Annotated in this window: 15 protein-coding genes; 6 read left to right on the top strand and 9 right to left on the bottom strand. The window is 62.1% G+C overall.

Features of this window, described 5'->3' with window-relative positions:
- The first annotated feature begins 88 nt into the window (after positions 1 to 88).
- Complete coding sequence (locus ACW6W5_RS09585; protein WP_152151168.1) at positions 89 to 1,417, top strand: hypothetical protein; 1,329 nt, start codon at positions 89 to 91, stop codon at positions 1,415 to 1,417.
- Between the two features lie 197 nt (positions 1,418 to 1,614).
- On the opposite strand, the gene ACW6W5_RS09580 is transcribed toward ACW6W5_RS09585, so the two are convergent.
- From ACW6W5_RS09580 to traD, 4 genes are all read right to left on the bottom strand, one after another.
- Complete coding sequence (locus ACW6W5_RS09580) at positions 1,615 to 3,807, bottom strand: DEAD/DEAH box helicase (protein ID WP_152151170.1); 2,193 nt, start codon at positions 3,805 to 3,807, stop codon at positions 1,615 to 1,617.
- Positions 3,808 to 3,811: 4 nt separating this feature from the next.
- Entirely contained in the window at positions 3,812 to 5,110 is a 1,299-nt protein-coding gene (locus tag ACW6W5_RS09575; protein ID WP_152151172.1) for an ATP-binding protein, read from the bottom strand.
- The gene (locus ACW6W5_RS09570) at positions 5,107 to 7,212 is read right to left on the bottom strand and encodes a tellurite resistance TerB family protein (protein ID WP_152151174.1); all 2,106 of its coding nucleotides are present in this window, start codon (positions 7,210 to 7,212) and stop codon (positions 5,107 to 5,109) included. The genes ACW6W5_RS09575 and ACW6W5_RS09570 overlap by 4 nt, the downstream gene beginning before the upstream one ends.
- A gap of 1,648 nt (positions 7,213 to 8,860) precedes the next feature.
- Positions 8,861 to 9,172 (bottom strand): conjugal transfer protein TraD, encoded by a 312-nt coding sequence (traD, locus tag ACW6W5_RS09565; protein WP_152151430.1) that lies wholly within the window; start codon positions 9,170 to 9,172, stop codon positions 8,861 to 8,863.
- A 260-nt stretch (positions 9,173 to 9,432) separates the two neighbouring features.
- Here traD and ACW6W5_RS09560 point away from each other — a divergent pair, with 260 nt between their 5' ends.
- A complete protein-coding gene (locus ACW6W5_RS09560) occupies positions 9,433 to 10,977 on the top strand; it encodes a MobA/MobL family protein (RefSeq protein ID WP_152151179.1) in 1,545 nt (514 codons plus the stop codon).
- 1,601 nt (positions 10,978 to 12,578) lie between these two features.
- Here ACW6W5_RS09560 and ACW6W5_RS09555 read toward each other — a convergent pair.
- Positions 12,579 to 13,595, bottom strand: a complete 1,017-nt coding sequence (locus ACW6W5_RS09555; RefSeq protein WP_152151181.1) for an AraC family transcriptional regulator — start codon at positions 13,593 to 13,595, stop codon at positions 12,579 to 12,581.
- A 58-nt stretch (positions 13,596 to 13,653) separates the two neighbouring features.
- On the opposite strand from ACW6W5_RS09555, the gene ACW6W5_RS09550 reads away from it, so the two are divergent.
- Both ACW6W5_RS09550 and ACW6W5_RS09545 read left to right on the top strand, forming a co-directional pair.
- Positions 13,654 to 14,898: an MFS transporter gene (locus ACW6W5_RS09550; RefSeq protein ID WP_152151183.1), complete on the top strand. Its 1,245-nt coding sequence runs from the start codon at positions 13,654 to 13,656 to the stop codon at positions 14,896 to 14,898.
- A 138-nt stretch (positions 14,899 to 15,036) separates the two neighbouring features.
- Positions 15,037 to 15,720: a thermonuclease family protein gene (locus ACW6W5_RS09545; protein WP_152151185.1), complete on the top strand. Its 684-nt coding sequence runs from the start codon at positions 15,037 to 15,039 to the stop codon at positions 15,718 to 15,720.
- Positions 15,721 to 15,725: 5 nt separating this feature from the next.
- On the opposite strand, the gene ACW6W5_RS09540 is transcribed toward ACW6W5_RS09545, so the two are convergent.
- A complete protein-coding gene (locus tag ACW6W5_RS09540; protein ID WP_152151187.1) occupies positions 15,726 to 16,091 on the bottom strand; it encodes a hypothetical protein in 366 nt (121 codons plus the stop codon).
- Positions 16,092 to 16,194: 103 nt separating this feature from the next.
- Positions 16,195 to 17,124 carry a DUF6624 domain-containing protein gene (locus ACW6W5_RS09535; RefSeq protein ID WP_121037470.1) on the bottom strand — a complete coding sequence of 310 codons (930 nt, stop codon included), beginning with the start codon at positions 17,122 to 17,124 and terminating at the stop codon, positions 16,195 to 16,197.
- A 163-nt stretch (positions 17,125 to 17,287) separates the two neighbouring features.
- Here ACW6W5_RS09535 and ACW6W5_RS09530 point away from each other — a divergent pair, with 163 nt between their 5' ends.
- Both ACW6W5_RS09530 and ACW6W5_RS09525 read left to right on the top strand, forming a co-directional pair.
- On the top strand, positions 17,288 to 18,205 hold the full coding sequence (locus tag ACW6W5_RS09530; protein WP_152151189.1) for an NAD(P)/FAD-dependent oxidoreductase: 918 nt from the start codon (positions 17,288 to 17,290) through the stop codon (positions 18,203 to 18,205).
- A 61-nt stretch (positions 18,206 to 18,266) separates the two neighbouring features.
- Complete coding sequence (locus tag ACW6W5_RS09525) at positions 18,267 to 18,953, top strand: class I SAM-dependent methyltransferase (protein WP_121041106.1); 687 nt, start codon at positions 18,267 to 18,269, stop codon at positions 18,951 to 18,953.
- Positions 18,954 to 19,004: 51 nt separating this feature from the next.
- On the opposite strand, the gene ACW6W5_RS09520 is transcribed toward ACW6W5_RS09525, so the two are convergent.
- Both ACW6W5_RS09520 and ACW6W5_RS09515 read right to left on the bottom strand, forming a co-directional pair.
- Positions 19,005 to 19,175 carry a CsbD family protein gene (locus ACW6W5_RS09520; RefSeq protein ID WP_019184192.1) on the bottom strand — a complete coding sequence of 57 codons (171 nt, stop codon included), beginning with the start codon at positions 19,173 to 19,175 and terminating at the stop codon, positions 19,005 to 19,007.
- A 148-nt stretch (positions 19,176 to 19,323) separates the two neighbouring features.
- Positions 19,324 to 20,067, bottom strand: coding sequence for an SOS response-associated peptidase (locus ACW6W5_RS09515; protein ID WP_121037464.1), 744 nt, complete (start codon positions 20,065 to 20,067; stop codon positions 19,324 to 19,326).
- Between the last annotated feature and the right edge of the window lie 57 nt (positions 20,068 to 20,124).

Below are 20,124 nucleotides of genomic sequence, written 5' to 3'. Positions count from 1 at the left end.
CAGTATCTCCTTTCGAGTTGGCATGACGCCGGGTTGCGCCTGAGGCGGCATCTGCCCCTACAATGCGCTGACGACGGGGGGGCTATCTATGGATGAGCAGGTCGAAGCGGCGTGCAGTGCGTTGGATGATTTTGCATCCGCGGTGGAGCGGACGTTTAGTGGGGTGACCAACCCCCTTCAACAGCAGATTGGTTGGATGGCGCCTGCGCTGACGCCCCAAGAAGTTGCCGCTGTTCCGGCACGATTGGCCCAGCGGATTAGGGATGCCGATCTTAGCTTCGATTCCAGTGATGGTGACGAGCAAGATCAAGCGGTCTTGATCGCCAGCCTTCCGGCCCAGCTCAGCATGCTTACTGGGAATTTGGGCAATCTAACGAGCGGTAACATAGGTCAGGGAGGTTGGGCGTATTTTGAGACGTTCAATCAGTGGGAGCGCACTCTGTTCCCAAATGGGGCTTGGGCCGAGCCGGACCCAGAGACGCTGCCGGGTAGGTTGCGGCGTCAACTGAAGCTAACCAGGAAGGCATTGGATGCCATTGTTGTGGATCGAGAGGCCCTCGAAGCCCAGTTGGCCGAAATCAAGCAGGGCGCACAGCTGATCGGCGACCTTCCGGTCGATGCTGAAATGATTGCAAATGCACGCAAGGACGTTGCCGCAGCACATCAGTCTGCAGTTGAAGCTGCGTCGAAGTCTAAGGTTGCAGCAGATGATGCTGCGTCGTCGTTCACTCGGATGGAGGCATTGGAGGTCGAGGCCAAAAAGGTGCTGGACGGGATCGAGGCCGTGTATCGCGCCACGACCAGCCATGCGCTCGCTGAGGCTTTCAATAGTCGGGCAAACGCCCTCCGGGTATCGGTCAGATGGTGGGTTGGGCTTTTGATCGGCGCGCTCGGCGCCGGTGCCTATCTTGGCTACCTGAGAGTCCAAGCAATCTCCGAACTGACGAAGGACCCGACGGCCCAGCAGTTCATGTCATTGCTTTGGGTTCAAGTCGCCCTTGGGACGCTTTCCCTTGCTGCGCCGCTGTGGGTAGCGTGGCTGGCGACCCGTCAGATAGCTCAGCGATTCCGTCTAGCCGAGGACTATTCATTTAAAGCATCCTTGGCGACAGCCTACGAGGGCTATCGGCGCGAGGCTTCACGTATCGACCCGGACTTTGAAAAAGACCTATTTGGGTCTGCGCTTCGCCACCTTGATCAAGAGCCGTTGCGTTTCATGGCAGAGACTGACCACGGGAGCCCTTATGCCGAATTCTTTGCGTCGCCAATGTTTCGCGACGCCCTAAGGAAGGTTCCGAACCTGTCTGAAGACCTCAGGGACCTGGTCCTCAAGGCTGTCAGGCGAACTGAGAGGCCTGGCAGGTTTAGGCCAAAAGATCCGCCTACCGGGAGTCGGGCAACGGATGATGATCAGTGATATGACAAGTTGAAGGGTCAGAAGTATCGACGTTTCAGCAGGCGAGCTCGTCCGCCCCACGATGGGGCGGAGGAGCTGGGAGCGAACTCCGCAGGTCTTTCACGCGCCCAAAGCGCCACCCGCAGATCCCGTTTCGGGCATTCTTCTACTGAGCCCTCCACGCTTTAGGTGGCTGGACGGGCCTTTGAGGTTGCGCCTCAAGGTCCGGTCTGACTGACAGTCTGATATGCCCTCAGCCAGTCCATGCCCTCAGCTACATCCAAGCGCAGCGAAGCGTAGGAGTGCTTGAGAAGGCGCGGGGGCAGCAGGCCGTCCCATTTTTGGCTGGCGAGGTTCTTGGCTTTGACCAGCAGCTCCTCGCTCATTGGTGCAGGCTGTGACGCGATTGCTGCGATTTCTTCCAGCAGATGGTTGCGGGTCTGCGAGCCTTTGGTGACCTCAACGCCGAGCCGGCCGGCCTGTGCGTTGACGTCTCTCGCGCCGAGGAGGCACGCAATGGCTTCGTTGGCAGCGTCCCCAGCCCATGTGAGGAGGAGGAAATGGCTTCCTTGGTCCAGTAGGACGTTCTCGTCGAGCCCCAGGTGCTCATAGGCGCTCTTGCCTTCCTCCAAGAAGCGGCTCGCCGTAGCGTCCAGAAATGTTGGACGTAGTTCACCGCGATAGAGCGCACGCATCGTCTGACGTATACGGGTATGCACACGCCCTCCGCTTCCGTTAAAGATCGGGGGGCTTCCACCTTTGGCTGCCAAGACGTAAATCGTCTTCTGTGCCTCATCGACCTGCTCCACTAGCCAGGTGCGTCCACCAAAGAGGATGCGCTGGCCGGCCGCGAGCATTTGCGTGATTGGCAAGGTTCCCAGGGTTTTCCCCGCCGCGACAATGCGGAACTCCTCGTCCGCCACGAAAGCAGCGTAGAAGGAGTAGTGATTGACCAGCTTGTCGCCGATCAGCCCGTGGAGGAGTAACCCGGAGCTGTCCTGGGTGAGCACGTCCTGCTTCCCAAGATGGCGCAGGAGTTCTACGAACGATTCGCTTGAGAGCCCTTGGAACGGCGCGCCGGACGCGCACAGCAGCTGATACGCTTGAGGGGCGCGCAGCCCGCCATACTGGGCGATTGCAGACAAAAGCTGCTGCACCAGTGTCGACAGATGAGCGCCGCCGGCGACGGGTGGTTCGAACCACTTGTCGATGAGGAGCAATGCAGAAGCGATGGACTGAACGGTGTCCAGCCTCAGGCGGGTCTTCAGATCGGAGTTGGAGTCGATCGCATCCTCGATGACGTATCCGCGGAGGATAGCCGGCTCGCCTTTGCGGCGACCTGATCGACCCATGCGCTGCCGCAGGCTGGCGACGGAAGGCGGCGTCCCGATCTGAGCCACGCTCTTCACGGCGCCTATGTCGATCCCCAGTTCTAGCGTATTCGTGCAGATTGCGGTTGCTGGGCGCTCCTTCTGCTTGAGCGCAGCTTCCGTGTCTGAGCGAATCTCCTTGGAAAGATTGCCGTGGTGCGGCCAGAACTCCCGCGGGCGATTGGCCTGCTCGCTGATCTCGTTCAGGAGGTGGGTGTAGCGCTCTACCTCGCGTCTGCTGTTGGGAAAAATCAGATTGTTCGTGCCGCAAAGCACCTCATGCAGATGCTTGGCAACGGCTAGCGGTGCCACTTCTTCGTGCTTGGCATCTTGGGGGGCAGGAGGCTCTTCAAACCCCTTAAGTATCAGCTGGAGTTCGTTGTTGCCCGACGGGGCATCGACGATTGCGGCCCTGCCGTCTGAGCGGAGGAAGGACGCCGCAGCCTGCATGTCTCCTAGAGTTGCCGACAGCCCAATCCGAGGGACTCTCCGTCCCAGGACGACCTCCACACGATGCATGAGCGACTGGAGTTGCTTTCCTCTCTCACTTCCAATGAACGCATGGAGCTCATCGACAATGACGAAGGCTGTTTCCTTGAAGATGCCCGCCACAGACGTGCCGCGATTGCACAGCATCGCCTCCAGGGATTCGGGGGTGATCAACAAGACGCCCGTTGGCTTCCTGAAGAAGCGCTGCTTTGTAGTTGAGCCGATGTCTCCGTGCCACGGCCAAACGGGGATATCCAGATCTTCGCATAGGCGATCCAGCCGCCCGAACTGGTCATTGATCAGTGCCTTGAGGGGGCTGATGTAGACGATCAGTCCATCTGTATCGCCGTTCAGAAGGTGGGTTAGGGCCGGAAGGAACGCTGCTTCGGTCTTTCCTGATGCGGTGCTGGCTGCGATGACGACATCGCGATCTGCCGGCAGGATGACCGGAATGGCCATTTCCTGCACCTCCCGCAATGCTTCCCATTGCTCCGCCCATAGGTAGCGCTGGACGCCGGGATGAAGCGAATGGAAGGCGCTGGAGGTGCTCATGTGCTCACAGCTTGAAAGAGGTCAGTTCGTCATCTTCGACCACATCAAGGTCGCCCTGGCCGCCAAGGTCAGGCTTGACCTCGACCGCGCCGATCAAGGACTGCCAGTCGGTGCCAAGATTTTGCTCAAGCACAGCAAGCAGATTGATGAAGGCGGTGATGGTGGTCCGAGGGGTGCGGAAGAAGCTGTCGCCGATGCGGTTGGCGCAATGCTCCATGAACTGATGAACGGCCTCGTCAGGAAGGAGATACTTGGCCTGGTCGCCGCCGGCATAGACGTGGCGGATCTTGGTCAAAAGAACGTAGAAGTCTTCTGCAGTAAGGCTGGAGAGGCGGACCACAGGTCCGCTGAAGTCGACCAGGCCGTTCGTGGCAAAGGTGTTCTGTGCGAGGCGGCTTTGCAGCGCTTGGTAGCTGTAGACACCGCGGCGAGTGTCCATCAGGAAATCAGGAGTTCCGCCCAACACGAAGCCTAAGCCAACTGCCGTTCCTTGGAGCGAGTCGTTGAGCATGCGCAGGAGCTGCTCGTAGTTGGAATTTCGTGCCTGAGCGTTGGCCAGCTTGTACAGGTTGACCAACTCATCTAGGCATACGAGCAACCCGCTGTAGCCGGCGAGGTGGATGAACCTGCCCATGAGTTTGAGCTGGTCATAGACGGATGCGTCGTCAACGATTGTGCGCACGCCGAGCGCGGCCTTGGCATCCGTACGGGTCGTGAACTCACCACGAAGCCACCGGATGGCATCGGATTTCAGCTGTTCATTTCCTTCCTCGAACCCGCGCCAGTAAGCCGCAATGACGTCCGCAAAATCGTAGCCGTTGACCAGCTCCGTCAGTTGTTCCAGCTTGGCGCGGATGACTTGTTCGGTAGGGACACCTTTTGCCTTGGATTCGGATTTTGCAGTAGCGATGAACTTCTCGACCACTGCGGGCAATGCGCCGCCTTCTGGCTTCGTTCGCGTCGCCAGATTCCGCATCAGTTCCGCATACAGCGAACGGGCTTGTCCGCCTGATGCATGAAGCCTGCGATCCGGGTTCAGGTCCGCACTGGCTACGACCAGCTTTCGCTCCATGGCAATGGCGCGAACCAGGTTGAGGAAGAACGTCTTGCCGGAGCCGTATTCTCCGATCACTAAGCGGAAGGAGGACCCACCATCGGCGAGCCGGTCGATGTCGCCGACCAGCGTCTCCACCTCGCGAGCGCGGCCAACTTGTATCAGGTGCTGTCCTGCGCGGGGGACAACGCCAGCGCGAAGAGACTGGACGACCGCGTCGCGGTCTTTAGTTCGAATAGGGTTACTCATTGCTCGATCTTCTCAATGAACTCGGGATTGATCTCCAACGGGTCATCGCCGTCGGAGAAGGGGATGTCATAGGCGTCGAAGGAGGCATCATTGATCTGCTCCAGCGCACCATCCAGCATCAACTCAAGGTCTGCAGCGCCGTCCTCGAGCTCGGCACGCGTCCAGCTCGGGCGAGAAAGCATCAGCCGGAGCAATGCGCTGTGAGACTCATCCAGGCCAAGTAGGCCGTTGCCGACCTCAGGCGTTTCCTCCAGAGATGCAGAAGGAGCATCTTCGTGGCTGAAGTTGGGCTCGTCCTCCGTGAAGATGGTCGCAAGGAGGGCGGACACCTTGGCCGTGTCGCGCTGCAGCGCGGCGATGCGCTCGGGATCCAGCTGCAACGAAGCGGACTGAGTGGACTGGGACTGGGTTTTGCCCGGCCTCGGCGCATGGATGTCGCTGAAGATCCGCTTGGGTTCGACACCTAGGGCCTTGTAGACCTTCTCTAGAAAGCGCACCTCCTCCGGCGACACCATTCCGTCCACTTGGGCGAGAGTTGCCATGGAAGCCGCAATCGCCTCTTTGGTGGCACTGTCCAGCGGATCGAGCTTTTTCCGCAGTGATGGCAGGGAAATGGGCGACGCGACAAGCAAGTCCAGGTGAGCACGCAGTCGACCGTGATCTGCCACGCTAAGGTGAGACCAGCCGTCGATCTCTAGGGAGAGATGCGCCAGCTCCTGCGCGCTGAAGGAGCCGTCTGATTGGGCAACCGCCGAGGCGAGCTGCAGGGTAAGGATGGCTGTTTGATACGCTGCGGCATCTGTTTTGTGCGACTGACCAGGTAGAAGCGCAAAGATCACGATCGGATCGGCTTCAGAAGGTGCACGTGCTCCCTCCAAGACATTTGGCTCCATCCCGACATTCATGCTTTCCAATACCCGGGCTAGATCGCGAACCCTTTCCCGGCCGAGAGGGCCGAGGCTTGGGCCGAACCGAGCGCTCAGCTCTTCCAACTGGATCGTCATGTTGCCTGCTTGGACGTCCTCTGCAATTGAACGGAGGGTGCTTCTTTGGCTCTCAGGCCAAATGCTGGGCGGCAGCAAAAGCAGCGCTTCCAGCGCATCCTTTGAAACGGAAGATCTTCCAACCAATCGGCTGTAGGGGCCGAGCTCGTCGGTACACTGCTGAACAACCTCGAGCAGGCCCTTCAGTGGGGCACGAAGGGCCGTGACGTCAGGAACGTCTCCGAACGTCTTGGGCTTGAGGGAGACGCCATACAGGGCGGGCGAAGCTGGTTGCCGTGCGAACTTCAGCTTGGTGCGGTTCTTGGGAAGCACCATGCCGCTGCCAAACAGCTCGTGATAGCGCTCGATAAACAGGCGATCGAACTCATCGGCGCACCGGACTGCCGCGGTTCGCAGCGAAACCTCCGGGTTTAGCCGAATCCAGGCCAGAGCCAATTGAGCAGGGATGGGTGCCCGGTCAAGCGAACACTGGCCCAGCGCCAAGCGGACGTAGAAGGGGAGTTCGTAGGAGCGATCAAACAGGGGAACTGGCTTTGAGTAGAGCTTCTCTTCGACCGAATCCAGCTCCATCCAGTCCAGCAAGCTGTTGGTATATCCACGGATAGGACCATAGATCTCTCCATAGGTGGAGCCCAGCTTTCGGAGGGCCTGCTTGATAGCAGGCCAGTCTTTTCTCGATTCTGGGTCGGTCACCGAATCAAGCAGGACGCGGCGCTCTAGGCCGAAGAAGTAGAGACGGACGTAGCTGATTGAGCAATTGCTGTCGGTTCGGTCCGATGCCAACCAGGTCAGGTAGGCCCGCCGCTCGCTGGGTGACAGCTGAGCGTAGGCCAGCCAGTAGTTGGTGGAGCCTCTGTAATCGCCATATGGAGCGACGGCCAAGACGCTGTTGACCAAGCTGGGCTCGGTGTCGCCATTGGGGGAGTCGAGCTTGACGCCCGTGTAGAAGAGGCCGCCTTGAATGGCTACGCCCCCGATCTCGATCGTCTCATCGGCGCCTAGCCATCGGGTCTTCGCCCAGCCTTCGGGCGGGCGAGGGACGATGAACTCCTTTGAGGGAGTGTCAGAAGCGATGACGACGCGATGCAGTTCTTCCATTCCGGTAGCGGGCCCCGTTGCTGACGGCAATGGTGGAGGGACAGCTCTGGCGATGGCAGGCGGCGCCTGCTGACCTTGAGACGGTCCGCGATCATCGTCAGCGCTGGTCCTCAGTTCCGTCTCAACTTGGGTGGGGTCCGTGTAGGAAGCTCCATGCTCGGCAATATGTGCTTTCACTTCCTTCAAGTTCCCGGGCCGGCTTGCGCCAGTCACCTGGGCCCCATGGGCCGTCAAAGATGCTGCGAGCCTTTGAGCTACGTCTGCTGCTCCGGGAATTTGGACCTGCACCTGTTCCGCAAAGGTCTGGGCAGCCTTTCCTGCAGCAGAGCGTTCGGCTACGGCCTTCATTGCCTCTGCCAGATTTCCAGCTTTCTTACGGGGGGCGGAATGAGTGGAGGTCTCCAGGCTCTGGTTGCTTGGCTCTAGCTGTGAGACCGAAAAGTCCGGGCCTAGGTCGTGCTCATCGGCCATGGCAAGGGCGGCACTGGTAAGAACCCCCGGGGAAGTCCCCGCGTCTGGAGGCGAAAGGGCCATTTCAATTGTGCTTGGGCCGCCGGCCGCCGCCCCGTGAGAAACCGGGCCGGGCACTTGGGACGGTGAGCCACCCAAGCCGGAAGAGTGGAGGGCGGGCGGGCCAGAACCCTTAGATGGCCCGACAGGAATAGCTGCCTCGTCGCGAATCGACGTCGGCCGCCTGACGGGCTCCTTGGGCACTGCCCTGGGCGCTGAGGATTGGATGAGCTCTGCCAGAGTGGGTTCTGACACCGGTGCTGTGGCTGGGGCGACCTTCCTCTCAGCCCGCCATCTGAGCCAGACCCATAGGGCAAATCCTATAAGTGTGGCGATGCCGAGACCGATCCAAATCTCTTTTGGAATCAGCCAAATAACGACCAATACACCGACGATCCAGCCGGCGGCGGATTGCTTCCTTTTTCTCGCCACGTGGCCCCCTGCCTACGGCGCTTCCTTTAAGGCCATAGTAACGCCAGAGGCGGGACCGATGCCCGGCTTGCGTTTCAGGGTAGAGCCGGCTGAGCCACCTGATCTCCAGCGAGTTTGGTCCGAGAGGCGATTCTTGGAGGCCGCTGAATGCGGGCTCAGACTCTTCACGGAGCTGGACCGAAGACTCTATAGGGACGGATTTGATTCGGGAAGCCCTCGACCTAGTTTGCCAATTCAGCGAGCCATCGATTTGGGCTCATGCGGAAAACATGTAGGATTTCCGCTGGTTGGCGCCCCAGGACCTCAGTGGACGTTGCGTTAAAGTAGTCTGGGACACAAGTCGACGAAGTGCTGCTCAAGGAGGATGCAATGGGAAGGCGGAGAGGAATACCAGGCTTTTCTTGGAAACGAGCAAGCGGCTTGTCAGCGGCAAAATCCAAGTTGTCCAGACAGATCGGTGTGCCGCTCACGCGTGCGGGACGCCAGCGAAAAATGGGGAAGGCCTTGGGTTGTTGCGTGCCCGCAGCTTTTCTCATACTCGGGGGATTGGGATCAGCGGTGGGCCTCGGGAAGGTCGTAGTAGCTTGGGCCATATAGGAAAGCCCTGCCCGGGTCCGGACTCAGTCATTCCACATGAAACGTAGAGAGAGTTGACAGAATGGCTGGCCGCTCAGCTTTTTGGCAGCCAGCACTCAGATCGAACGCTTCAATGTAGAGCAGCCGAGTCGTGCAGCTTCGCTTTGCCGACGACGCGGGCATCCTTTCGGATTTCATCATCGATGCGGCTCTGCTGGTGGATCAAAAGCGCGCCCAAGAGTTCTGCGTCATCCAGTGTTTCTGCAGCAGCCAAGTAAACCAGCGCTGCGACACGGCGGCGGCGGCGCGCTTCTTCCTGACGTTGGGCTTGCTTGGCTTTGCTCGCTTGACGTTGTGATGCCAACAGCTCGCGCGCCTGAAGCTGGGCGAGCCGCTCGGTGGCCCTCTGGATGCGCTCATGGTAGTGATTGGTTGCGGTCATGGTGAATTCCTTCATGAGGTTGAAACCAGTCAACCAAAGAAGTTGATGCCGTCAAGATCGCTCGCATCTGAAAATGTACGAACGTGCAACGCTCAATGAGCGCTCAAAAAACATGCTTAAAAGAACAGTGCAAGAGCGCACTTAGGTGTAACTCCGTTACACGTGCGCAAAGGGCTTCGCCCCTTGGACCCCAAGCGGATTCCCGCTTGCGAAGAGAAAAAACAAAAGCATAAAGACTCCGACCAATCACGGAGATCTCAATGGCTATCTACCACACCAGCGTCAAAACCTTCAGCCGTGCGCGAGGCCAGTCCGCCGTCGCAGCGGCCGCCTATCGCGGCGGCCTGCGCCTTAAAGACTTTCAGACAGGACAAGTGCACGACTATCGGCGCCGCGGTGGCGTCGTCGCAAGCAGCTGCCTGGGCCCTCCAGGAGCGCCGCCATGGGCCCTAATTCCAGGCGAACTCTGGCCCGCGGTCGAAGCGGCCGAGCGTCGCAAAGACGCAACGATTGCACGCGAGTTCGAAGTGTCGCTGCCACACGAGCTCGATGCCGAACAGCGCAGTGAACTTGCTTGGGCGATTGCTGACGTGTTGGTAGCCCGCTATGGGTTCGTCGTCCAAGCAAGCATCCATTCGCCGCCAACCACTGACGGTGTGAACCACCACGTCCACATCCTGGCAAGCACACGACGGATCACCGGAGAGAGGTTTGGTGACAAGACCACAGAGCTGGATGGTGGTCCGACGGGGCGTATCGAGGTGGAGTGGGTTCGCGAGGCCGTGGCGTCCACGATCAACTCGCATCTGGAGGCGGCTGGCATCCGTTCCCGGGTGGACCATCGCAGCTTGGAGGAGCAGTCCCAGACAGCATTGTTGGACGGTGATCCGATTCGGGCAACGCTGCTATCTAGGGAGCCTACCCGGCATCAAGGAAAGGTCGCGACGGCGCTTGCCAGGAGAGGTCAGGCCACCCACGTCGAAGAGACCAACCTGTCGATTCAGCAGGAAAACGACCAAGAGTTCGAATCGCTGATCCAAGACGCTGTGGCTGAGGGGCGTGCCATTGGACTTCCTCCCACGCACGATCACCGGGCTGCCCTCGCTGAGCGAGCCAAGCAGAAGTCTGCCGCGCCGTTCCTCGCGGTCGGCGATCTCAGGATTGAGGGAGTGATGGGCATTCGCCTACCTCCCATTGAGAACGGTGTCTTGAGGCCAGAGCGCCCCCCGAGGCAGTGGAACTGCCTCGAGTGGATTGATGTTGCACTGAGAGACCTGTGGGAGATCACCCAGGCCCGCGCTGATTTGGCTTTGGGCGTTGTTAGGGAGTGGCTTGCAGGTGTGCGCCGTCACGTGGTCCGCTTTGGTGACACCGCCCAGGCACACCCGTTGGTCGCACCTGTTGCGGTCAAGATCCGCTCGCTCAAGCAGGCGTTGCTGAGAAGGGGGCGGAGGGAGAGCGCGGTCCGGCGAGCAGACCGTCTTCACCACATGGCGCAGCAGCAGTGGGAGAGCTTCAACGCGGACCACCCACGAGAAGGGAGCCAGTGGTCGCCCAAGGAATGGGCCAAACGCCGAGAGAGGCGTCTGGCTGTGCTCGAGATGCGGTCAATCGAGTTGGCTAAGGCCCAAGAGATGGCGACTCAGCCGGCGCTGGACGCCGCCGAAAGCGACATCCTTCAACAAGCGTCGGAGTTGGCTCAGTCTTGCGATGAGTTCCCCCCATTCGTGTCGCCGTCGGTGCGCAAGGACCCGCTGGTGCCTCGGCCTGGTCCGACATCGCGTCCTTCGGCGCCGAATCCATAAAGCGAGAGGCCCCGCAGTTGCGGGGCCTCTTCTTACTCAGTGCAGACCAGGTCGTCTGCCCAGTTTTGGCTTCGGACCGGGCATCGGCGTGTTGATCCTGCTGCTCCGCCATTGCTCCATTGATTCCGGCATTTCCGGTGGTGGGAGTGAGCGGTCAACGGGCATTCTCAGCGATGTGCCGGCTGCGGGCGGGGGAGTAAAGCCCCCAGGGGGCGTAGTCGGTCCCCACTGCCTAATCAGTTCGGCGGCGACATCCAAAGCATGCCGAACATCTACGTCGCGATCGTCAATGTCCCGACTCGGGGTGCTGACCATGAGGGCGCTGAGCAATTGGCTGGCGATGTGGAGCTGTGTGTCGTGGCGCATAGGGCCTTCCTTTCGTTGGTAGAAAGCCTATCCAAGCACCCATGCCCATAGTCGCCAAATGAGAAATGAGAGAAATTTCACATATCTGAACATCCAATTCGACCATAGATCTCATCCTTAGATGTATCTCCGCCCCTGCGGCCATCGGGCCGCCTTGGTTGGCTGGTTTGCTAGCCGACCGCTCCTCCATCGGTGGGAGGCCTGGTCATCCGGGGAAGCAGTACCAACCGTACCCAAGACTGGCTATGATCGAGGAAACATCCAAAGGAAACCTGTCAAACAGGCTTTCTGCAACGGAGAGAATTGGTTAGATCCGTGGTGATCCGATCCCACTCTCTCCGCCAGATACGCAAAGCGCCCCGAAAGGGGCGTTTTGCGTATCTGGCGGAGAGAAAAGGGTGCCGAGGCCACGCGGGTTCGACGGATTCGCCGGGAGCGAATCCGGACAGCCGAATGGCTGGCCCTGGAGCGCGCAGCGCGGAAGGGTTGGGTGCATGGATGCACCCAACAATCCCTGGCCACCGATCGCTATCAGCGCAAAGCGCCCCGAAAGGGGCGTTTTGCGTATCTGGCGGAGAGAAAAGGGTGCCGAGGCCGCGCGGGTTCGACGGATTCGCCGGGAGCGAATCCGGACAGCCGGACGGCTGGCCCTGGAGCGCGCAGCGCGGAAGGATTGGGTGCATGGATGCACCCAACAATCCCTGGCCACCGATCGCTATCAGCACGGAGCGCCCCGAAAGGGGCGTTTTGCGTATCTGGCGGAGAGAAAAGGGTGCCGACGCCGCGCGGGTTCGACGGATTCGCCGGGAGCGAATCCGGACAGCCGAACGGCTGGCCCTGGAGCGCGCAGCGCGGAAGGGTTGGGTGCATGGATGCACCCAACAATCCCTGGCCACCGATCGCTATCAGCACGGAGCGCCCCGAAAGGGGCGTTTTGCGTATCTGGCGGAGAGAAAAGGGTGCCGACGCCGCGCGGGTTCGACGGATTCGCCGGGAGCGAATCCGGACAGCCGAACGGCTGGCCCTGGAGCGAGCAGCGCGGAAGGGTTGGGTGCATGGATGCACCCAACAATCCCAGGCCACCGATCGCTATCAGCACAAAGCGCCCCGAAGGGGGCGTGACACACCACCGCTGATCGCATTCGACCAGCGGTGGCGCGTTCCGATGCGATCGCCAACCAATTGCAGCCCGTTCACGAAGCTCAGGCAGCTTGAGTCACTGACCAAACTGCCCGCTATGCCAAGGCCAAGCGATGTCCCCGCCGAGTCGCGCCAGGCGAGTGCCCCATGACCCGCTTGTACGCGCGACTAAAGGCAGCCTGCGACGCGTAGCCAAGACGCTCTGCCACTACCTCGATGGATAGGCTTTGCTGGCTCAGCCATTGACTCGCCAATTGCATTCGCAGCTCAGTCACGTATCGCAGGGGCGCGGTTCCAATCACACTCTGGAACCGGTCCGCAAAGACAGAGCGTGAGATGTTGGATTCTGCAGCCAGCGCTTCGACGGTCCAGTCACGCCCGGGGTCTCTGTGCAGGGCAAGCAACGACAGCGACAGGCGAGGGTCGCGCATGGCCATGACCAGGCCGGAGGCTCCGTCGCAACCGCGCTCGACCCAGTCACGCACGATCATGGCGGCGACGGCATCCGCCAGCCGGGCGAGTATGCCTGCATAGCCAATACGTCCGGAGCACACCTCGCGCTTCATCGCGTCGACCATCGGCAACAGCCCAGGGAACGCAGTGGCGTTGCCATCGGCCAACATCACGGCCGGCATCAATTTGCTCAACCCTTGCATGCCACCGAGATCGAACAGCATGCATCCGTGGAAAAGCACTGCGCTTGGCACGGCATGTGTACTCGGGCACGTGTCTATCCCGCTCACCGTGTCACCCAGTGGGGCGGCGTCTATCGTTTCCAGGCTCTGGACGGGATGGTCCTCGCCCGACACCAGTGCGTGGCCTTCTCCGCGGGGAAGAAGCACGACATCCCCGGCGGAGAGAACGTGTTGGCTTCCGTCCGCGCCTCGAAGGATCGCACTGCGTACGGCCAGGTAATGGAAGTAGGCATGGCCTGGCTTCGGCGGAAATCCAAGTCCAAAGGTCGGCCCGGTCTGGATGCGTCGGTATTGGACGCCATGCAGCCGCATGCCGGTGAGCAGCTCGCTGATCAGGTCGGTGGGCTGGGACTGGTGTGGAGCGTGGATCATTGAGCGGACCGGGGCTTCGATCAAAAATATAGGTTGGACAATCATAGATCATCCTGCCCTGCCTCCCTAGACTCTCGGCTGCACGAATGTACTGGGATCTGTGATGAGCAATAACGTAGTTGATGCCGCGAACACGCCTGATTCTGTGGACAGGGGGAGCGGGGAGCCTTCTTCATCGGCATGGGTGGCGGTGTTTTCGCTGGCCATGGGGGTCTTCGGGCTGCTCACGGCGGAATATCTACCGGCCAGTCTGTTGACGCCGATGGCGGCGGACCTCGGGGTGTCGGAGGCGCTGGCCGGCCAAGCGGTGACGGTCACCGCAGTTGTGGCGCTGTTTGCTGGCCTGCTTGTGCCGCGGCTGACCCGTTCGATAGACAGGCGGCGGGTGCTGCTGGGTTTCACGGCTCTGATGATCCTCTCCAACGCCTTGGTGGCGTTGTCATCCAGCATGGGGGTCCTGCTGCTGATGCGCGTGCTTCTGGGCATTGCGCTGGGCGGTTTCTGGAGCATGGCAGCGGCCGTGGCCATGCGGTTGGTGCCGTCACAGCGCGTGCCTCGCGCGCTGTCCATCATCTTCAGCGGGATTGCGGTCGGCACGGTGGTGTCGGTTCCTTTGGGGAGCTACCTCGGCGGGTTGCTGGGCTGGCGCAGCGCCTTCTGGGCGGCGACGGCGGTAGGGGGACTCACGTTTGCGTTCCAGTGGTTCACGCTGCCCCGAATGGCGCCGCGCAAGGCGGCGACCCCTGAGTCGGTGGTGGGGCTCCTACGCCGGCCGGGTGTTGCAGTCGGAATGCTCGGTTGCGTTCTGGCACACACCGGTCAGTACTCGCTCTTTACCTATATCCGCCCAGCGTTGGAGAGCTTGGGGCAGATGAGCGCTGATGGCCTGGCGCTGATTCTGCTCGGCTTTGGTGTGGCGAACTTTGTCGGCACACTGCTGGCCGGCTGGCTCATGGAGCGCAGTATGAAGGTCACGTTGGTGATCATGCCTGCCGTGGTTGGCGTAGCTGCTCTGGGCATGCTCCTGTTGCCGGTGGGCGCTGGCGGGCTGTCACTCCTGGTCGCGCTCTGGGGCCTGGCCTTCGGTGGCGTGCCGGTGGCGTGGTCGAGCTGGGTCGCACGTGCGGTGCCCGATCAGGCCGAGAGTGCGGGCGGGATGGTGGTTGCAGCGGTGCAGTCCTCCATCGCCGCGGGCGCTGCCTTGGGCGGCCTGGTGTTCGGATTGGGCGGCATCGTCGCAGTCCTCACTGTGGCTGCAGCGGTGATGCTCCTCGCCAGTCTGCTCATTGCGTTGCGGGTCAGGGTGAACTCGCCGACGTTCTCGGCAGGCCCGGCGTTTCATATGTGACGACCCCACCAGGAAAACACGTCCGAATTGAAGGGCCGTCGATGTGGTCGGCGTCCTTTCTCCACCTCCGCTAAAATGTTCAGCCCTGTTTGAACTGGCGCCCGCATACGAGCATGCGCTTAGAGGACGTTGTTGTTGATGATGTTGAAAGGTCTGGTGGTGTTGTTGTTGGTTTTTGCTTCGGTTCCTGGCATGGCAGCAGAGCTGGTTGGCCGCGCGACGGTCACGGATGGGGACACTCTCACCGTGGCGAAGCAGCGCATCCGCCTCTGGGGCATCGATGCGCCGGAAAGCGCCCAGCAATGCACCGCCAAAGACGGACGTCCCTGGCCCTGTGGCCGGCGGTCAGCCGCCGTGCTGGATGAGTATCTGCTGGACAAGACCGTTCGTTGCCAGCCCAAGGACACCGACCGCTACGGCCGGGTGGTGGCGGAGTGCTTTGTCCAGGGGGCGTCGGTCAATCGGTGGATGGTGCGCTCCGGTTGGGCGGTCGCGTATCGCCAGTACGCCACGGCATTCATCGCGGACGAAGCCGACGCGCGCCAGCACCAGCGGAACCTCTGGCAGGGGCCATTCCAGATGCCAGCTGACTATCGGCGCAGCAAGCGTGACCAGACGGCACGACAAGCCCCGGTGGCCGCTCAGTCGTCGTCGGGCGGGTGCCGCATCAAGGGCAACATCTCCCGCGAGGGCAGGAAGATCTACCATGTGCCCGGCCAGCGGGACTACGAGCGCACGCGCATCGACCTGAGCCACGGCGAGCGCATGTTCTGCCACCCTGCGGATGCCATGCGCGCAGGGTGGCAGCCGGCGAAGCGCTGAGCGTCTCAAACCCTCCCATACAGGCGGCGACGCAGCGCGCCCGCCACTGCCGCGATAGCCATCGCAGGCAACGCCAGCACCAGGGCATATACCAGCCCGGCCAGCAACAACGGGCCAACGCCCGACATCACGGCCACCACCGGCACCTGCAGCACCATGAGCAACAGTCCCCATAGCCAGGCCTTACGGGGAAAACACGCGCCTAGCACTGCGGCAATGGCCAGTGCGAGGGGATAGACGACGGTCCAGAACGCAGGCGCGTCCCAGGGCTCGCCGCCGGGCGTCCGCCAAGCCACCAGTACCCAGAACACCACGCCGACCTTCAGCGTGACAGCACCTGCTGCAAGAAGATTTCCCGTTGTCCGCATCATTGGGCTCCCGTACGAACATGCAGGATGCCACTGTCGCGTTGAAGGTGTATGACCAGTACCGGCATCGGGACACACGCCCGCCAGCGCAGAGAACGGCAGCCTCCTATCTGACCGCCTTGCCATACATCTCCGACAGCATCGCCTTGTACGCCGCCAACGGCTGCAAGCCCACCGCACGCCGCCGTGCATCCAGCGTTTCCATATCCTCGGTGGGCCGCAGTTCCATCGCGCCATCGGCAGCATCCCCGAACTGCGTTCCGTAACGCTGCGGCTTCCCCTGCGCCAGCAACACGCGATCCGTAAGCAGCGCCACGTCAGCGGCATCGGCATCGCCGGCTTCAGCGGCTTTCTGCATCAAGGCCAGTGCCTGCGCCTGGAACGCGGGATCATGATCGGCATGCTGCACGATCACCCATGCGGCCTTGGCCCCATCGCGGTCGACGCGCGCGATACCCGGCCAGCCCTTCTCGGCGATGATGCCCTTCAGCCAGGTCGCATTGGCTTCCTTCACCGGCGCGGTCTGCCCCCACGCATCTCCGCCGCCTGCCGCGATGGCGGCATGTTGTGCTGCCTGATCCTTGGCCTCACGCGCCAACAGTTCAAGTCGCAGGGGCGCATCGCGCAGCGTCTCGCGCTTCTTCTCTTCGGCGACCACGCGCTGCAGCACCGCCGGCCACGCCGGATCGGCACGCAGTGCGTCCAGCCCGGGCCGTTGTTTCGTGCGCAGGTCGCCCAGCGGCAGGCGACCGCTCGCGAGCAGGGCATCAACGTATGCAAACGCCGCAGCATGATCGCCCGCAGCGGCTGTGCATTCGATCAACAGGAGTTCGCCGCCGTCGGGGAAGGGGAGGTCCTGGCGGTACAGCTCACCCAAGGTGGTGCTGCAGGCGGCGTAGTCCTCGTTGCCGTAGTGATCCAGCGCGGAGAAGAAGCTGGGCGGCTCAGCGGCGGTTGCCGCGGCGGCTGCGAACAGGGCGACAGTCAGCGTTGCTGCACGGGTTGCCGGGTAGGAGCGTATCAACCTTGAACGCATCGCAGTTCTTCCACGCAGGGCGTACAGGAAACGTAGCCGCTACCTGCCAGGGAGTTCAAGCCCTCATCCCGCCGTCAGGGGCATGCGCGTCGAATCCTGCTGCCTCACAGGCTGTAGCCGATGGGCGGGCGCATGATGCCCTCAGCCCAGCCTTGGAAGCCCCATGTCCACTCCCGCGCCAGAGAACGGAAAGTACGACGTGATCATCATCGGCGGCAGCTACGCCGGCATGTCCGCAGCGCTGCAGCTGGTGCGCGCCCGGCGCAACGTGCTGATCATCGACGGGGGAAAGCCACGCAACCGCAATGCCCGCGTCGCCCATGGGTTTCTTGGCAGGGAAGGCCTGCCGCCGGCGGACATCGCCTCCCAGGCGCGTGACGAGCTGCTGCGCTATCCCACCCTGACCTGGCTCACCGGTACGGCGGTGGCGGCGCAGCCGATCGATGACGGCGGAAGCTTCCAGGTCACGGTCGAAGACGGCCAGACATTCGTGGCGGATCGAGTGATCCTGGCCCACGGGGTAACCGACGACCTGCCCGACATCGAAGGCATCGGCGAGCGCTGGGGCCGAAGCGTTTTTCATTGCCCGTACTGCCACGGCTACGAGGTGTTTGAGGGGCGCATCGGGGTGATTGGCTGTGCGAAGGATGGCGGTGCGGCCCAGGCGCTGCTGCTGTGCGATTGGGGGCAGATCACGCTGTTCTGCAGCGAGGCATCCGCCAGCATCGATGCCGAGCAGCGTGCACGACTGGAGGCGTGCGGCGTCGTGATCGAGTCGGCCCAGGTGCAGCGCGTGGAAGACACCGCCACAGTGGTGCTCGCCGATGGGCGGCACGTGGCGGTGGATGCGCTGTTCATCTCGCCGCACTCGCGGCTGTCCAGTGATCTGGCCGAGCAATTGGGCTGTGAGCTGAAGGGCGGCGGCTGCATCACCACCGATTCGGCCAAGCAGACCACGGTGCCGGGTGTCTTCGCCTGCGGCGATGCGGCCCGGATGGCGGGCAGCATCGCGCTGGCAGTGGGTGAGGGCGCGCTGGCGGGGGTGGCGGTACACCACGCATTGATGGGGTTGCTGGAGTGATGCGATCTTTAATGTAACCAATAAGGTTACATTATGCGCCACTGTGAACAAGGTGGCCTGCATGTCCTTCTCCGATCCCGATGCCGTCGCCCAGTACACCGACAACCTGGTCCGCCAGGTACCGGGCGTCCAGGCGTTGCATCAGATGGCCCACGTTCTGCTGGCCGAACACGTACCGCCACATGGGCGCGTATTGGTGCTCGGGGCTGGCGGTGGCATGGAGTTGAAGGCCTTTGCCGAGGCGAGTCCTGCCTGGCACTTCACCGGCGTGGATCCTTCCGCCGAGATGCTGGGGCTCGCCAAGCGCGTGCTCGGGGATGCGCTGTCGGCCCAGGTGGAACTCATCGCAGGCTATATCGACAGTGCGCCAGTTATCGCATTCGATGGCGCCACCTGCTTGCTGACGCTGCATTTTCTCTCGGCCGAAGAGCGCCTGCGTACGCTGCGTGCACTACGGCGTCGGCTCGCGCCTGGTGCACCGCTGATCATTGCGCACCATAGCGTGCCGGGCGATCCGGCAGGGAAACGCCGGTGGTTCCAGCGCTGGGCGGCGTTCGTGACAGCGCGTGGACTGGGCGGTGAGACGGCCGCTGTACGAGCCGATACGATCGCCAACCGATTGCCCACCCTGTCGCCGGAGGAAGAAGTCGAGCTGCTGGAGGAGGCAGGATTCGAGCGGCCGAGTCTGTTCTATGCCGCGCTTTCGTTCAGAGGTTGGGTGGCGTACGCCGGCGATGCACACGGCTAGCCTCCCACTGCTCTCTGCCCGATGTGGGTCAGAGAGCGGTGGGGTCAAGACTCAGCGGCGAGCGTCGTCGCGCGCCTTGCCCACGTCGCTTTGGACTTCGCCAACACCCTTCTGGATCTTGCCTTCCACTTCTTTCGTCTTGTCGCCGGTGACCTTGCCCACGACTTCCTTTACGGTGCCCTTGACCTGGTTCTTGGCGCCTTCAGTGCGATTCTTGTCCATGGTTGACTCCACAATTGGTTAGAGAGAGGGCCCGTGTTGCTGGGCATCTCCACCCTGACGGGAACGCGGTGGCGCGAAGGTGAAATCTGCGCGCGGGCCCGGAATCCGTTCAAGCGCCGGAAAGGTTGATGCTCACGTGCGCTGCACGTCACTCATCCGCATCGCGTTCATCCCATCCATCGCCATCCCATGGCTGCGGTTCGGTGCTGGCTACGGTGGTATCCGGATCGACAGGCTCCAACAGGGTGTAATCGTCACGCGAAGGATCACGAAACGCGCGGCTGACCGGATAGGCCTCCAACGCCGCGGTGGAGGCGCGGGCACGCAATGCCGCAGGCGTCTGGAAGGCGCCACTCAACCAGTCCAGGGCGGTGGCCGGCGCGATGAAGATCGGCCCGTCCGGTGTGAGTGGGGAAGGGATCGCACTGTTGGGGCCGGTCAATACGGTGAAGCTGTCCAGCTGCTGGCCGTCGTCGCTTTCCCAGTGCTCCCACAAGCCGGCTGCGAGCAGGGCAAGGCCATCCGTGCGCTGCACGAACAGGGGCCAGGGGGGGCGGCGCTCGCGATCCCATTTGTAGTAGCCGGTCATGGGCAGCACGCACGGGCGCTGCGCCCAGGCCTGCGCGTAGATGCGGCTGCGTGGCGCGCGGTCAAGCCGTGCGGTCACCGTGGTATACGGCGTGGCCGGCTCCTTGGACCAACGCGGCACCAGGCCCCACACCATGTCGGCCACGGCGATGGAGCCGTCATGGTCGCGCGCGAGCACCGTGGCCACGCCACCCTTGGCGATGTTGTAGTGGTCCGGCGCGGCCGCCAGCGTCCGCGCCAACTCAGCAGGAAGGCCGGCGGGGAGTGACTCGCTATCAGCGATGGCTTGTGCGAAGCGGCGCATGGCAGCTGAGCATCCAACGGCATCCGTGACGGCATCGTGCGCAGCGCCTGCGATGTT

It is taken from the genome of Stenotrophomonas sp. IS26 (assembly GCF_054188265.1).
The sequence above is the reverse complement of the archived record's forward strand: the minus strand, read 5'-3'. Positions and strand labels throughout refer to the sequence as shown.